Source organism: Streptomyces sp. NBC_00440 (assembly GCF_036014215.1).
In the GTDB taxonomy this organism is placed as follows: Bacteria; Actinomycetota; Actinomycetes; order Streptomycetales; family Streptomycetaceae; genus Streptomyces.
Window position 1 is genome coordinate 5,008,821 of the sequence record NZ_CP107921.1, and the last position, 13,897, is coordinate 5,022,717.

13 protein-coding genes are annotated in these 13,897 nt (G+C 71.4%); 7 read left to right on the forward strand and 6 right to left on the reverse strand.

The window, feature by feature from the left end; all coding sequences use genetic code 11:
- The first annotated feature begins 38 nt into the window (after positions 1-38).
- A complete protein-coding gene (locus OHB13_RS22640) occupies positions 39-1,322 on the forward strand; it encodes a hypothetical protein (protein ID WP_328378295.1) in 1,284 nt (427 codons plus the stop codon).
- A 69-nt stretch (positions 1,323-1,391) separates the two neighbouring features.
- Here OHB13_RS22640 and OHB13_RS22645 read toward each other — a convergent pair whose 3' ends face one another.
- Positions 1,392-1,790: a VOC family protein gene (locus OHB13_RS22645; RefSeq protein WP_266854166.1), complete on the reverse strand. Its 399-nt coding sequence runs from the start codon at positions 1,788-1,790 to the stop codon at positions 1,392-1,394.
- 101 nt (positions 1,791-1,891) lie between these two features.
- Between OHB13_RS22645 and OHB13_RS22650 the strand changes: the two genes are divergently transcribed.
- Both OHB13_RS22650 and OHB13_RS22655 read left to right on the forward strand, forming a co-directional pair.
- Positions 1,892-3,025, forward strand: coding sequence for a helix-turn-helix transcriptional regulator (locus OHB13_RS22650; RefSeq protein WP_328378296.1), 1,134 nt, complete (start codon positions 1,892-1,894; stop codon positions 3,023-3,025).
- Positions 3,026-3,219: 194 nt separating this feature from the next.
- A complete protein-coding gene (locus OHB13_RS22655; protein WP_328378297.1) occupies positions 3,220-3,762 on the forward strand; it encodes a DoxX family protein in 543 nt (180 codons plus the stop codon).
- A 348-nt stretch (positions 3,763-4,110) separates the two neighbouring features.
- Here OHB13_RS22655 and OHB13_RS22660 read toward each other — a convergent pair whose 3' ends face one another.
- Positions 4,111-5,400, reverse strand: a complete 1,290-nt coding sequence (locus OHB13_RS22660) for a PspC domain-containing protein (protein ID WP_328378298.1) — start codon at positions 5,398-5,400, stop codon at positions 4,111-4,113.
- A 130-nt stretch (positions 5,401-5,530) separates the two neighbouring features.
- Here OHB13_RS22660 and OHB13_RS22665 point away from each other — a divergent pair, with 130 nt between their 5' ends.
- Both OHB13_RS22665 and OHB13_RS22670 read left to right on the forward strand, forming a co-directional pair.
- Positions 5,531-6,817 carry an ATP-binding protein gene (locus OHB13_RS22665; RefSeq protein WP_266854158.1) on the forward strand — a complete coding sequence of 429 codons (1,287 nt, stop codon included), beginning with the start codon at positions 5,531-5,533 and terminating at the stop codon, positions 6,815-6,817.
- Positions 6,814-7,563: a response regulator transcription factor gene (locus OHB13_RS22670; RefSeq protein WP_328378299.1), complete on the forward strand. Its 750-nt coding sequence runs from the start codon at positions 6,814-6,816 to the stop codon at positions 7,561-7,563. Before OHB13_RS22665 ends, OHB13_RS22670 begins: the two co-directional genes overlap by 4 nt.
- Positions 7,564-7,655: 92 nt before the next feature.
- On the opposite strand, the gene OHB13_RS22675 is transcribed toward OHB13_RS22670, so the two are convergent.
- Together OHB13_RS22675 and OHB13_RS22680 are read right to left on the reverse strand one after the other, a co-directional pair.
- A complete protein-coding gene (locus OHB13_RS22675; RefSeq protein ID WP_328378300.1) occupies positions 7,656-7,928 on the reverse strand; it encodes a hypothetical protein in 273 nt (90 codons plus the stop codon).
- 91 nt (positions 7,929-8,019) lie between these two features.
- Positions 8,020-8,949 carry an SPFH domain-containing protein gene (locus OHB13_RS22680; protein WP_328380367.1) on the reverse strand — a complete coding sequence of 310 codons (930 nt, stop codon included), beginning with the start codon at positions 8,947-8,949 and terminating at the stop codon, positions 8,020-8,022.
- A 362-nt stretch (positions 8,950-9,311) separates the two neighbouring features.
- Between OHB13_RS22680 and OHB13_RS22685 the strand changes: the two genes are divergently transcribed.
- Complete coding sequence (locus tag OHB13_RS22685; protein WP_328380368.1) at positions 9,312-10,487, forward strand: alpha/beta hydrolase; 1,176 nt, start codon at positions 9,312-9,314, stop codon at positions 10,485-10,487.
- Here the strand turns inward: OHB13_RS22685 and OHB13_RS22690 are convergent.
- Complete coding sequence (locus tag OHB13_RS22690) at positions 10,442-11,503, reverse strand: C40 family peptidase (protein WP_328378301.1); 1,062 nt, start codon at positions 11,501-11,503, stop codon at positions 10,442-10,444. The two genes, OHB13_RS22685 and OHB13_RS22690, sit on opposite strands and share 46 nt — an antisense overlap.
- A gap of 456 nt (positions 11,504-11,959) precedes the next feature.
- On the opposite strand from OHB13_RS22690, the gene OHB13_RS22695 reads away from it, so the two are divergent.
- The gene (locus tag OHB13_RS22695; protein ID WP_266854148.1) at positions 11,960-12,313 is read left to right on the forward strand and encodes a hypothetical protein; all 354 of its coding nucleotides are present in this window, start codon (positions 11,960-11,962) and stop codon (positions 12,311-12,313) included.
- 207 nt (positions 12,314-12,520) lie between these two features.
- Here the strand turns inward: OHB13_RS22695 and OHB13_RS22700 are convergent, their stop codons facing one another.
- Positions 12,521-13,657 carry a C40 family peptidase gene (locus OHB13_RS22700; RefSeq protein ID WP_328378302.1) on the reverse strand — a complete coding sequence of 379 codons (1,137 nt, stop codon included), beginning with the start codon at positions 13,655-13,657 and terminating at the stop codon, positions 12,521-12,523.
- Positions 13,658-13,897: the final 240 nt, after the last annotated feature.

Sequence of the window (13,897 nt, forward strand, 5' to 3'; positions counted from 1 at the left end):
AGGGAAGTCAACGGGGCGGGATAAGGGCGGCGTTCTGCGTGGCGGTACAGGAAGCAAGACACGGCGACGGTCCGCACGCCGGAGCGCACGGCGGCGGGTGCACCTGCCAGGACTGCCCGCACGGCGCACGTGAGGGGCACCGGCGCGCCGTTGCCGCGTTCCTCGCCCAGCGGGACGGGCTGGCGGCCGGTGAGGGACTGCCCGCCGGCGTCGCCCACTCGGCAGGTGCGTCGCGGCAGTGGGTCTCCGACGAACTGACGGAGTCGGCACGTGCGGTGGCCGAACGCGGCCGGGAGGCCGGTGAAGCCTGGTTCCAGCAGGTGTGGGTGCGGACACTGCTGGTGGTGTGGGGGAGCGCGGTGGTCCTCCTGCTCGTCGAGGCGGTGACCGCGATCGGTGCGGGCTGGAGCACGGCCCGTACCGCCGGGCTGATCGCTGCGGTGCTCACCGCCGCCCTGCTGACCGGAGCCGCCCGCACCCACCGGGCGCGCGGCGGACTGCTGGCCCCCGTGATCGGCGAGGACAACCGGCTCTCCACCTCCCGCGCGGTCGCCGGGACGTGGGTGCTGCTGGTCGTCTTCTCCGTCCTGGTGCTCTCGCTCCAGCTGGCCGGGGCGTCCGGCCACGGCAGGCGCGACGCCCTGATCGCCGGCCTCGGCCTGGCCCGGGGCGCGGGCGTGGTGACCGTGCTCGCGCTGGTCTGCGCCGTGGCGGTGGTGGTGCGGCGCGTGGTCGCGCTGCGGGTCCTGGCGCAGAAGCTCCAGAAGGTGCGCGCCGACCGCCCCCGCGCCGCCGATCTGCTCACCGACGACTCGGGGCGCGGCAGCTTCGCGGACGTGCAGTACGTCCTGGTCAGCTCGGCCGCGGCGCTGTTCGCAGCCGTACGCCTGGCCCGCCGTCCCGACCAGCTGCCCGACCTCCCGTGGGGGCTGGCGCTCCTGGTGGTGGTCTCGGCGGCGACGTACTTCGCGGGCAAGTACGCGGAGGGCGGCAGACCGGTGGTGCTCTCGGTGGTCCGGTCGCGGGAGGCCGGGGACCTGGATGCCCCGGTCCGTACCGGCGACGACATCGAGATCCGGGGTGCCGGCTTCGTACCGCCGGGGGCGGGGACCCCGGACCGGCTGGCCCGGATGGTGGTGCGGATCGGCACGGTGCACGTCCATGTGCCACTGGTCCCGGTGCCGGGCGGTTTCGCCAACCCGTCGGACACGGTGCTCACGGTGCCCGTACCGGTGGAGGTCGAGCCGGGCCGGGTGGAGGTACGCGTGGTGACGGCGGCCGGGGTGGAGACGGCGGCGTGCGAGATCGACGTGACGGACTGATGGACCAATAGCGCTCAGCGCTCAGCGCTTGGTGCTTGGCCGGGTCGGGTCGGTGTGGCTGTGTCCGCGTCAGCGGGCGAACTTCTCGATGGCGGCCGGGGTCACCGGGGTGAAGAAGTTGACCAGGTTGCCGTCGGGATCGCGGAAGAGCAGTGACCGGTTGCCCCAGGGCATCGTGGTGGGCTCGGTGACGAAGTCGGCCACCAGGCCGCCGAGGTTCCGGTGCACGCGGTCCACGTCGTCGACGAGGAATTCGGTGATCACGCTGTGGTTGTCCGCCGGGCGGGCCGAACCCGGAGCGAACAGCGGAACGGTGCGTGTGCTCGCGATCGCAAGGGTGGCGTGGGCGGTGCGCAGCTCGGCGAAGTCCTCGGTGGCCCAGGCCGCCTGCAACCCGGTGGCCTTCTCGTAGAACTCGACGAGGCGCGCCACGTCGCCGGTGATGATGCGGACCGAGACGAAGTCCATGGTGTTCTCCCTGGTTGACGAGCTGTGGTGGTGTGCTTGCTCCGAAGGCTAGGACCAATAGAGGACAGAATCGGTCCGGTATGCGGGCTAGGCTCCGCACTATGTCTCGACCTACCGCGCGGGTGCTGACGCTCCTGGAACTGCTGCAGTCGGGCGGCCTCCGGACGGTGGCCGAACTCGCCGACCGGCTCGGCGTCGACGGGCGCACCGTGCGGCGGTACGTGGACCAGCTGGTCGACCTCGACCTGCCCGTGGAGGCGGTACGAGGCCGGTACGGCGGGTACCGGCTCGCCTCCGGGTACCGGCTGCCTCCCCTCATGCTCAGCGACGACGAGGCGCTCGCCGTGCTGCTCGGCCTGGTCGCCGGCCGCCGGGCGGGGCTGACGACGGCGGACACGGCGAGCGAGACGGCAGCGGCCAAGATCCGCAGAGTGCTTCCCGCGCCCCTGGCCCGCAGGCTCGACACGGTCCTGGAATCCCTCGCGTTCACGACGCCGCCCGGCGAGTTCGCCACCCCGGACGCCGATGTCCTGCTCACCGTCGCCGATGCGGTGCGCCACCGGCGGCCGGTCTCGATCAGGTACACCGACCGTGACGGCCGGCGCAGCGAACGGCCGCTGCATCCCTACGGGATCGTCGCCCACTCGGGCCGGTGGTACGTCACGGGCGCGGACCCCGGGATCGGCGAGGAGCGGACCTTCCGGCTCGACCGCATCGCGGACGCGAGGACCCTGCCCGGTTCGTTCGACGAGCCCGCCGGACCTGATCCGGCACAGCGCGTGCTGTCGGGGTTCGCCACGGCCGATTACCGGTACGAGGTGGTCCTGCGGATCCACGCGACCGTCGACCAGATCCGCGCCCGCCTTCCCGCCTCCGTCGCGAGCGTGACGGACGCTGAGTTCGGTCCTGATCCTGGGGCTGGGGCTGGGGCCGAGTCCGGGGCCGAGTCCGGGGCCGTGTCCGGGGCCGCGTCCGGGTCCGCGTCCGCGTCCAGGGCCGGGTCCGCGTCCGCGTCCAGGGCCGGGTCCGGCGCGGGCGAGCCCGGTGCGGGCGATGGAGCGGAGCCGGCGGCCGAGGGGTGGCTGCGTGTCGAGCTGCGGGTGGAGCGGCTGGACTGGTTGCCGGCGGTACTGGCCTCGCTCGACCGGCCGTTCGTCATCGAGCGCCCCGACGAACTTCGCGACCTCGTCACCGCGCTCGCCGACCGCCTCGCGTCCTGCGCCCGGCGAGCCTGATGTGTGAGACGTGCGCCCTACCCGCCCCGCGAACCGGCCCGCGCGATGTGAGCCCCCGGCAGGGGCACCCCGGCAGAGGCACCCCCGGCAGGGGCACCCCGTCCGCAGGGCGCGTCGCCGTAGGACGCAAAATCGTGACTGCGTCCGCCACACCGGCACGCGCCACGGGGCAATCGGAGAGGCAGGACCAGGCCATGGTTCAGGGATACCGGACGGGCACACCCATCGGACTCGGCGGCACCGGACTCGGCGGCAGTGTGCGGAGCCGGAACGGTGGCTGGAAGGACACCGCCCGGCGGTACTCGCTGCTGCCGCTGCGGATCTTCCTCGGTGTCACCTTCCTCTACGCCGGTATCGACAAGCTCACCGACTCCGCCTTCCTGCACGCGACCGGCACGGGTTCCATCGGCGAGCTCATGCACTCCGTACGCGGCTCCGCCGCTTTCCCGGCGCTCGTGGACCTGGCCCTGAAGAGCCCGGCCGGCTTCGGCTACGCGATCGCCATCGGTGAACTCGCCGTCGGTATCGGCACCTTGCTGGGGCTGTACGGCCGGGTCGCGGCGCTCGGCGGCGCCCTGATCTCGCTGAGCCTGTGGCTGACCATGAGCTGGCAGTCCACCCCGTACTACTACGGCAACGACCTCGCCTACCTCATGGCCTGGCTGCCGCTCCTGCTCGCCGGGTCGCCGCTGCTCTCGGTGGACGCCCTCCGGGCCGACCGCCGCCGAATGCCGTAACCGATGGTGCTGGCGATCCCCGCCAGTACGAGCCCGGCGGCGAGCATCGGCAGTGCGGCCGGTGGCGGTGTCCGCCAGAGGCCACCCGCGTCGCCGAGGTAGACGGCTGCGATGCCCAGCAGCACCAGACCCGCGACCGCCTTTCCCGGCCGGAACTCGTGCAGGAACGAGCGGTGCGTCCGACCGCGCGACGGGCCGGCCGGATGCGCCCCACCGGGCTGCGGTCCGTCGGGCCGCGCCCCGCCGGGCCACAGTCCATCGGGCCGGGCTCCGTCAGGCTGCGCCCCGCCCGCCGGTGCCCCGTCCGATCGTGTTTCCCAGGGACCGGTTCCGCCCGTCCCTGCTCCGTCACCGTGCACGGGTCACCTCCGCCTGTCCCAGGCCGACCTCCAGGTGGAGGTCGACCGTGCCTCCGGCCTTGCCACCGCTCTGCGGGGCGAGCGTCACCGTTCTCTCCCGGGCCGGCGAGATATCGATGTCCTTCTGGTTCTCACCGGGCAGCTGGATGTCGCCGAGCCCCACCTCGGCATGGAGCCGCACCGTCACGTTCTTCGGTACGACGACCGACACCCGGCCCGCGCCGACCTCCACATGGGTACGGACGGACGTGCCCGGCGGAACGCTCAGACGCCGGAGGTTCAGCGTGCCGACCCCCGTACCCACTTCGTACCGGGGGTGCACCGCCGACACCGAAGCGGGCTGCCACTCCGTACGCACCCAGTGCGTGGTGACGGTCTTCGGCAGGGCGCTCGCGCCCACCAGCAGTGCCGTCGTGAGCACCACCAGGAAGATCGTGCCGGATCCCGTACGCCCGGCGAACGAGCTGAGCAGGATGCCGAGCCCGAAGACGGCGAGCGCGCAGGCCAGTCCGATCTGCAGGCTCGTGGCGACCGGCTGGCTGTGCCGGGAGAGCCCCGTACCGAGTGCGGCAGCGACCAGGGCGAGCAGGAACAGCCGGCCGCCGATCCCGCGCGGCCCCCGGCTCGCGGCCGGGGTGGACCGTGCCGACCTGTGGGACGGCGGCGGATCCGGTGTGGTGTCCGACGGGCCCCAGAGATAGCCGGAGCCGACCGGTCCGGTGGTGCCGTCCTTGATGATCGGGTCCCGCCACCAGGACGGGCCGCCCGGCGCCGGCGGGGCCTTCGTCTCCGGTGGCGCGTCCGCCACTTTCTGCCCGGCGGGCTTCTGCGCGGCCTGCCGCTGCCCGGCAGCGGGTTCCGGCGGCTCGGGGGTGGCGAGCCGGCGCCGCTCCGACCAGACCGCGGAGCCCGCAGTGGCCAGCGAGAGCAGCGCGGCGAAGACCAGCACCGACAGGTAGTGCAGCATCGACAGGAACAGCCCGCAGCCGCCCAGCGCGAAGAGCACCGCGGCCATGGACGCGCCCTCGACCCGGCCGGTCAGCAGCCTGCGCGCCTCGTTCTCGTCCTCGCCCTCCAGCGGGATCAGCAGCCAGGCGAACCCGTAGAAGATCAGCCCGATACCGCCGGTCACCGCCAGGACACCGAGAACGACGCGGAAGATCACCGGATCCAGGTCGAAGTGCCTGCCGAGACCTCCGCAGACCCCGGCGACCAACCTGTTGCTCCGGTGGCGCCGCAGGTGCGGTCGCGGCTCGTTCTGCGGCGGCGGGGTTGTCATACCCCCATGGTGACGGTCGTCCCCCGCGGCCGGGGACCGCGACGACCCTGGCCGATCCCTGATTTCGGCCCCCGGAACCAGGGGGTTTTCCCTGATGCCCGCGGCGGTCCGTCCATGTGACGATCGATCCATGCCAGTCGCCCCGCCCCGCGCCGCAGGTGCCGCATCCGAAACCCCGGACGAGCCCGCGCCGCGCAAGCTGTACCGCAGCGCCGAAGGGCGGATGCTGGGCGGCGTCGCGCGCGGGCTCGCCGGACACCTCGGGGTGCCCGTCTCCTGGGTGCGGGCCGCGTTCATCGCGCTCTTCGCCCTGGAGGGACTGGGGGCACTGCTGTACGCGGCGTTCTGGTTCGTCGTGCCGCTCGGCGCGGGCGGGGTCGAGCAGCACGGCGTGCAGTCGCCGTTCGAGGAGTCCCCGGACGGCCGCCGCAGACTGCGCAAGCCCGACCGGGGCCAGATCGTCGCCCTCATCGCGCTGATCATCGGCGTGGCGGCCTTCATCGGGAACGTGGACATCGGCGGCGACGCCAGCCCGTACATCTGGCCCGTCCTGCTCATCGGCGCCGGTGTCGTCCTCGTCTGGCGCCAGGCGGACAACACACGGCGCGCGCACTGGGCGGAGGTCGGCCGCAGCAGCAGGCTGCTCCCGCTGGGCCGTGCGCTGGCGGGTGTCGTGCTGGTCGGCGCCGGGCTCGCCGCGTTCATCGTGATCCGCGGCTCGTCCGCGCAGCTCGGCAACGTCCTGACCGCCGCACTCGCCGTGGTCGCCGGAATCGCCCTGCTGGTGGGCCCCTGGCTCATCCGGATGACCCAGGACCTCTCCCAGGAGCGGCTGATGCGCATCCGCGCCCAGGAGCGCGCGGAGGTCGCGGCCCACGTTCACGACTCGGTGCTGCACACGCTCACCCTGATCCAGCGCAACGCCGAAGAACCGGGCGAGGTCCGCAGGCTGGCCCGCGCCCAGGAGCGCGAACTGCGCGCCTGGCTCTACCGGCCCGAGGGCACGGGCAAGGACAAGGACGACGAACCCGAGACCCTCGCCGAAGCCGTCAAGCAGTCCGCAGCCGAGGTCGAGGACCAGCACGGGGTGCCGCTCGAAGTGGTGGTCGTCGGGGACTGCCCGCTGGACGAGAAGCTGGCGGCGCAGATGCAGGCGGCACGCGAGGCCATGGTCAACGCGGCCAAGTACGGTGGCGAGGGCGGGGCCGTACAGGTGTACGCGGAAGTCGAAGGCCGTACGGTCTTCGTGTCGGTACGGGACCGGGGGCCCGGGTTCGATCTGGACGCGGTGCCCGGGGACCGGATGGGCGTCAGAGAATCGATCATCGGCCGTATGCAGCGCAACGGCGGTACGGCAAGCCTGCGTTCCGCTCCCGACGGCGGCACCGTAGTGGAACTGGAGATGGAGCGAGCATGACCGAGCCCACCGACCGAACCGAGCGCACCGCGCCCACCGACCGAACCGCGCCCACTGACCGAACCGAGCGCACCGCACCCACTGACCGCAGGGTCCGGGTCGTCCTCGTGGACGACCACCGGATGTTCCGTACGGGGGTGCAGGCGGAGATCGGCCGCACCGAGTCGACGGGTGTCGAGGTCGTCGGCGAAGCGGCCGACGTCGATCAGGCGGTCACCGTCATCAAGGCCACCCGCCCCGAGGTCGTCCTCCTCGACGTCCATCTGCCGGGCGGCGGCGGCGTCGAAGTGCTGCGCCGCTCGGCCGCGCTGATGTCCGACACGGAGAACCCGGTCCGCTTCCTCGCCCTGTCCGTGTCGGACGCCGCGGAGGACGTGATCGGTGTCATCAGGGGCGGCGCCCGCGGTTACGTCACCAAGACGATCACCGGCACCGACCTGGTCGACTCGATCTTCCGGGTGCAGGACGGCGACGCGGTCTTCTCGCCCCGTCTCGCGGGGTTCGTCCTCGACGCCTTCGCCTCCACGGACGCACCGCCCGTGGACGAGGACATGGACCGGCTGACGCAGCGCGAGCGGGAGGTGCTGCGCCTCATCGCACGCGGATACGCGTACAAGGAGATCGCCAAACAGCTCTTCATCTCGGTGAAGACGGTCGAGTCGCACGTCTCGGCGGTGCTGCGCAAGCTCCAGCTGTCGAACCGCCATGAACTGACCCGGTGGGCGACGGCGCGCCGGCTGGTCTGACGGTTCTGTCTGAACGGTTGTGTCCGGCAGCTCCGTCCGGCAGCTCGGTCCGGCAGCTCGGTCCGGCAGCTCTGTCTGACGGTTCGACCGGTTCAGCCCGCCCCGTCGCCGCGGTCCGGATTCGGGGGCCTGCCGCGGCGGGGGAGTGCGCCCGCGTCGCGCGGCAGCCGTCCGGCGTCGGAGAGGGCCTTTCGGAGCAGGAACTCGATCTGGGCGTTGGCACTGCGGAGTTCGTCCGCCGCCCAGCGAGCCAGCGCGTCGTGCACGGACGGGTCCAGCCGCAGCAGCACCTGCTTGCGCGCCCTGGCCGCCCGCCGCGGTGCCGGGCCGGAAGGATCCGGGGCGCCGGCGCTCTCCTCGCTCACCGGCCGCCCCTCCTCTCACTCACGGGCCTTTCCGCGTTCCCGGGCCCTCTCGCACTCAAGGGCCCCTCTGTATTCACGGGCCCCTCCGCGCTCACTGGTAGAGGGAACCGGTGTTCAGGACCGGCTGGACGGCGCGGTCACCGCACAGCACCACCATCAAGTTGCTGACCATGGTGGCCTTCCGCTCCTCGTCCAGTTCCACGATGCCCTGTTCGCTGATCCGGACCAGGGCCTGCTCGACCATACCGACCGCCCCTTCGACGATCTGCTGACGGGCCGCCACGACCGCCCCGGCCTGCTGGCGCTGGAGCATCGCCGAGGCGATCTCCGGTGCGTACGCGAGGTGGCTGAACCGGGACTCGATGATCCGGACCCCGGCGGCACGGACCCGTGCGGTCAGCTCCAGCGAGAGCTTCTCTGTGATCTCGTCCGCGTTGCCCCGCAGGGACAGCGCGTCGTCGTCGTGTGCGTCGTACGGGTACTCGATGGCGATGTGCCGGACCGCCGACTCGGTCTGGGTCGCGACGAACTTGCGGTAGTCGTCCACCTCGAACAGCGCCTGCGCGGTGTCCTCGACCTTCCACACCACGACCGCCGCGAGCTCGATCGGGTTGCCGTAGGCGTCGTTGACCTTCATGACCGGCGTCTCGTTGTTCCGCACCCGGGTGGAGATCTTCCGGGCGCTGGTCAGCGGATTCACCCAGCGCAGCCCGTCCTGGCGGATCGTGCCCACGTACCGGCCGAACAGCTGGATGACCCGGGCCTCGCCCGGAGCGACCATCTTCACGCCGGTCATGCAGAACAGGGAGCCGAGCAGTACGACGATGCCCACCACGACCAGGGTGACGCCCAGGCCGTCGACGGCAATACCCCCGCCGACGAGCAGTGCCAGCCCCACCACCGCGCCGAACAGGGTCAGCAGCAGCGCGGCACCGCCCGCGATGCCGCGCGCCTGGGTCTCGTGCACATGCGGGGCCGGCATGTCAGGGGCGTCCGCCTCCAGCCCGGCCGCTGTGGTCATGGCGTTGCCTGTCGCAGGCCTGCCGGTGGACGCGGGGTCCTGTCCGGGTGTTCCAGTCATGGCGTTCTCCCTCGTGGGCGGGTTGGCCCCTGTTCAACTCTGATGTCTACGGTTAATCAAAGTGATATCTAATTTAAGCACGGCACCGGAGGGCGGGCAATCACGCCACCCGCCCCTTCTCGCGCCCGCGGCGACCGGCGCGGTGGGTGCGTACAGGTATGGGCAGGTACGGGCAGAGTCGGCCAGCGCCAGGCAGAGAATGACCGTATACCGTACGTGTTGAGCCATTGCCGTACGTGACGACGTAAAAAGGGTGCAAAACAGGTAACCCCCGGCGCCAATAGGGCATCTTTCCCCACGTGATGAGCCTGACGGGAACCCCGTTCTTCCTCACCGCGATCGCCATGATGGGTGTCGCGGTGCTGCTGCCCCTGCTGCTGTGGGGGCGCGTCGTCGGCCCCGCGGCCGTACGCGGTGCGGCCCGGCTGGTGATGGTGCTGTTCGCGCAGGCGACCGCGGTGCTGGTCGTCTTCGTGGCGGTGAACAACAGCAACGGCCTGTACGACAACTGGGCCGACCTGCTCGGCACCGGCAATCACGTGGTCGCCGCGCCCGATCTCGGCGCCGACGGCCTGGGCGGGCGGCAGTTGGCCTCCGAACCGCATCAGCGGGCCGTGTTCAAGCCGGTGGCCGACCCGCGCATGGGGCACGGCGTGCGCAGCACGGTGCTGACCGGGCAGGTGTCGGGGGTACGCGGCGAGGTGTACGTCTGGCTGCCGCCCCAGTACAACGAACCCGCCTACCGCCACCACTCCTTCCCGGTGGTCGAGCTGCTCTCCGGGTTCCCCGGCACGGCGAAGGCCTGGTTCTCCAGTCTCGGTGCCGAGAAGCAGCTGGCGCCGATGATGAAGCGGGGTGAGGTCGCACCGTTCATCCTGGTGTCGCCGCGCACCTCACTCCTGGGCAGCCAGGACACCGGCTGCGCCAATGTGACCGGGGTGATCAACGCGGACACCTGGCTGAGCGTTGACGTGCCGCGCATGGTGACCGACACCTTCCGGGCGAAGCACGGAGCTGCCGGGTGGGCGGTCGCGGGCTACTCGGCGGGGGCGCACTGCGCGGTGAAGCTCGCGCTGGCGCACCCCGACCGGTACCGCGCGGCGGCCGGGCTCTCCGGGTACAACGATCCGGCGGCCGAGCGCGCCTCCATCACCGCCAAGGACCCCATGCTGCGGCGTACGAACAACCCGCTGTGGATCCTGCGCCATGCCAAGACCCCGCCGCGCGTCTCGCTCTTCATCTCCGGTGCGCCGCACGACGGTTACCGGGACGGTCTGGCCCTGCGCGCCGCCGCCAAGCCGCCGACATCGGTGCAGGTCATCCCAGTGACGGGCGGACACAGTCTGGCGGTCTGGAGCAAGCAGGTGCCTGACGTCTTCACCTGGCTGAGTGCTCAGTTCAGACCGGGGGTCCGCTCAGGTGCGCCGATCGGTCAGGTGCCCGCCACCGGCCGCGTCGCACCGGCGAAGGGCATCTGACCGATCGGCGCGAGCCTGACCGGGGCGCCGGGGTGCGGGGCGTGGATCATCATGCCGTTGCCCACGTAGATGCCGACGTGGCTGATCCCGGAGAAGAAGAACACCAGGTCGCCGGGGGCCAGTTCGGAGCGGTTCACCCGTTGTCCGGAGTTGATCTGGGTGTACGTGGTGCGCGGGAGTGAAACCCCCGCCGAGCGGTACGCGGCCTGGGTCAGGCCCGAACAGTCGAAGGACGAGGGTCCCGTGGCCCCCCAGACGTAGGGCTTGCCGAGCGCGCTGTAGGCGAAGGCGACCGCCCGCGCCGCCCGGGGATCGGGGGCGGCGACCGGGCCGCGCACGGCCGACCGGTCGGCGGCCTGCGGGGTGGCGGACCTGCCGGCGCCCTGGGACTCGTACTGCGAGCGCTCGGGCGCCGACAGCCGGGAGAGCAGTGCCTCGGCCGCGCGGATCTTGCTCTGCACGGTGGTCTTCTGCTTCTTCAGGACCGCCTGCTGGGTCCGTAGCCCGCTGAGGGTGGAGTCCGCCTCGGAGCGCAGCTGGGAGAGTTGCCCGATCTGCCGGCGCACCCCGGTGACCTCGGCGGCCTGCTGGTCGCCGACGCGCTCCACGTAAGCGGCCCGGTCCAGGTACTGCGCCGGGCTTGAGGAGAGGAACACCTGTAGCGACGGGTCGATGGCGCCGTCGCGGTACTGGGCCGAAGCCGTCGAACCGAGCGCGGAGCGCGCCGTGTTGAGCTGCTCCGTCCGGCGGGCGGCCTGGTCGCGCAGGGAGCGCAGTGACTTCTCCGACGCCGCGGCCTTCTCCTTGGCCCCGTCGTAGTTCTCGGTGGCGGTCTCCGCCTCCTGGTACAGCTTGTCGACCTGGGTCTTGACCTGTGCGGGTGTGAGGCGCGGTGCCGCGTGGCCGACGCCCTGGAAGGCGGTGGCGGAGGCGGCTCCGGCGAGGGTGAGCGTCGCGGCGGTCCGGGCCGCGGGGCCGGTGAGCGGGCGCTGCCTGGGCTTTCGGTGAGCGGCCACGAGGGCGTTCACGTCCTTCCGTACGTACTGGCCGTGTCCGCCGTGCCGTATCCGCAGGCCCTTTCCGTATTCGGGGAGGGGGCGGAGCGGATACGTGTCCGGCGGCGGCCCGCACAGGGGGAGCGGGCCGCCGCCGGATCTCTCGGCGGTGATGACCGACGGCCGCCCGGCTACGGGAGGCGGTGGGGAGCCGGTCACCTGAGCAAGAACGCTAAACCTGGGGTTATGGGACCGAGACCTCATGGGACATAGTGGTCGAATCTGGCTGCTGCGTTGCTTTGTGTCCGCTCTATGTGGCCGCCGATGACCGTATGGGACTGGTTCTTGGGGTGCGCGGGCCCGATTCCAGGTTCGCGCAGCGGGGGTGGGCTGCGGGAAAGGAGGGGGTGCGCTGCGGGAGCCGGTGGGGACCACCGGTGGGAGGGGCCCGGGAGGCGGTGGCTAAGGTCGAATCCCATGGACGTACTCATCAATGCCTTCGTCGGTCTGCACATCATCGGTATCGCCGCACTGCTCGGCGGCTTCCTGACACAGATGAAGGCGATGCGCACCGGCGACGCCCGGTTCGGGCCCGCGATGCTGCACGGCGCGCTGACGATGCTGGTGACCGGTGTGGCGCTGGTCGGCCTGAACCAGGCCCAGGGGAACACCATCAACACCGTCAAGATCGGGATCAAGCTGGCGGTCCTGGTGGTGATCCTGGGCCTCGTCTATGTGAAGCGTGACGACGAGCGGATCGAGAAGGGCCTCTTCGGGGCGGTCGGCGGCCTGACGGTCGTCAATATCTTCATCGCGGTGCTCTGGACCTGAGTGCGGGTGCTGGGGAGCTGAGCGCGGTGTCTCTGGATCTGAGCGTGGGTGCTGCGGACCTGAGCGGCGGCTCGTGCGGGCGGTCCGCCGCGGTCCGGTCCGGGGAACGGAGCGGACCTGATCCGCTCCGCCCCCGCTGACCTGCTGAGGCGTGCTGAGACCTGCTGAGACGTCCTGAGACCTGCTGAGACCTGCCGAGACCTGTTGTTATCCGGGCCGCACACTGCCGTAGATCGGCATGTAGTAGATCGACTCCTCGCGCACGTACGCGCCGGGGTGCGGGGCGTGGATCATCATCCCGTTGCCTATGTACATCCCGACGTGGCTGATGTCGTCGTAGAAGAACACCAGATCACCGGGGCGCAGATCCTTCGTCGCGACCCGGGTGCCGGTCTTCACCTGGTCCCAGGTGGTCCGCGGGAGATTGACGCCCGCGGCCTTCCAGGCGGCCTGGGTGAGACCCGAGCAGTCATAGGAGCTGGGCCCGGTGGCGCCCCAGACGTACGGCTTGCCGATCTGCGCGCGGGCGAACGCCAGGGCTGCGGCGGCCTTGCTCGACGACGTACCGGAGCCGGTGCTCGTACCGGTGCCGCTTCCGCTGCCCTTCGTCTTCTCCGCCGCCTCGCGCTTCTTCTCCGCCGCGGCCTGCTCCTGCGCCAGCTTCTCGGCCTTGCGCTTGGCCTCGGCTTCCTTCTTCTTCTCCAGCGCCGCGAGCCGCGCCTTCTCCTCGGACGTCAGCTCGGAGAGCAGCCCGCGCGCCTCGGCGAGTTTCGACTGGACGGACTCCTTGCTCGTCTTCAGCGCCGCCTGTGACGCGGTCAGACCCTCCAGGCTGCGCGCCGCCTCGCCGCGCTTCCTGGCCGCCGACCGCTGCTGAGCCCGGTAGTCCGAGACGGCCTTCTCCTGGCGGTCGCCGAGCCGCTTCATCAGCTCGTCCTGGTCGAAGTACGACTGGGGGTTGTCGGCGAGGAGCAGGGTGGCGGTGGTGGAGAGGGTGCCCTCGCGGTACTGGGCCGCGGCGTAGTTGCCGAGGGTGCGGCGGGAGTCGTTCAGCTTCGCGGTGCGCTCCGCGACCTGGTCGAGGAGGGTGTCGACCGTCTTGCGCTGGGTGGCCGTGGCCTCTTGGGCCTGGTTGTACTGCTGAGTGGCGGTGCCGGCCTGGCGGTAGAGCCCGTCGACCTTCTTCTGCACCTCTGCGATGCTCGGCTTCGCCTTCGCGGTGGGCGCCGGTGCGGCACTGGCTCCCTGGGCGAACAGCGAGACAGAAGCGAGGGCCGCGGTGGTGATACCGACGGCGGGAGCGGTATTGCGCACACGGGAACGCGGTTTTCTGTGCGTTGCCAAGACAGGCAATTCCTTCCGTGGACCGCCTACCGGGTTGGCGGTGGGGGCCCCTCCCAGGCAGTTCAGGCCCTGGGGGAGGGTTCGGGCTCGTCCGGAAGGCCGCCCTACGGTCCGTGTCTGTGGATGGGGGGATGCTGGGTGGTGCGGACCGATTCACCCCGGTGGTGCTTGGTGGGTCCCGGCTCCATCTGCCACGCGTCGTACGTCACACATCGCATCGCATCGCACGTCGTACGGCAG

Bases quoted from the DNA above. Each gene is read 5' to 3' on its own strand.
- OHB13_RS22660 (WP_328378298.1), bottom strand. From the start codon at position 5,400: ATGACAACCCCGCCGCCGCAGAACGAGCCGCGACCGCACCTGCGGCGC.
- OHB13_RS22650 (WP_328378296.1), top strand. From the start codon at position 1,892: ATGTCTCGACCTACCGCGCGGGTGCTGACGCTCCTGGAACTGCTGCAG.
- OHB13_RS22645 (WP_266854166.1), bottom strand. From the start codon at position 1,790: ATGGACTTCGTCTCGGTCCGCATCATCACCGGCGACGTGGCGCGCCTC.
- OHB13_RS22680 (WP_328380367.1), bottom strand. From the start codon at position 8,949: ATGACCACAGCGGCCGGGCTGGAGGCGGACGCCCCTGACATGCCGGCC.
- OHB13_RS22695 (WP_266854148.1), top strand. From the start codon at position 11,960: ATGGACGTACTCATCAATGCCTTCGTCGGTCTGCACATCATCGGTATC.
- OHB13_RS22655 (WP_328378297.1), top strand. From the start codon at position 3,220: ATGGTTCAGGGATACCGGACGGGCACACCCATCGGACTCGGCGGCACC.
- OHB13_RS22685 (WP_328380368.1), top strand. From the start codon at position 9,312: ATGAGCCTGACGGGAACCCCGTTCTTCCTCACCGCGATCGCCATGATG.
- OHB13_RS22665 (WP_266854158.1), top strand. From the start codon at position 5,531: ATGCCAGTCGCCCCGCCCCGCGCCGCAGGTGCCGCATCCGAAACCCCG.
- OHB13_RS22670 (WP_328378299.1), top strand. From the start codon at position 6,814: ATGACCGAGCCCACCGACCGAACCGAGCGCACCGCGCCCACCGACCGA.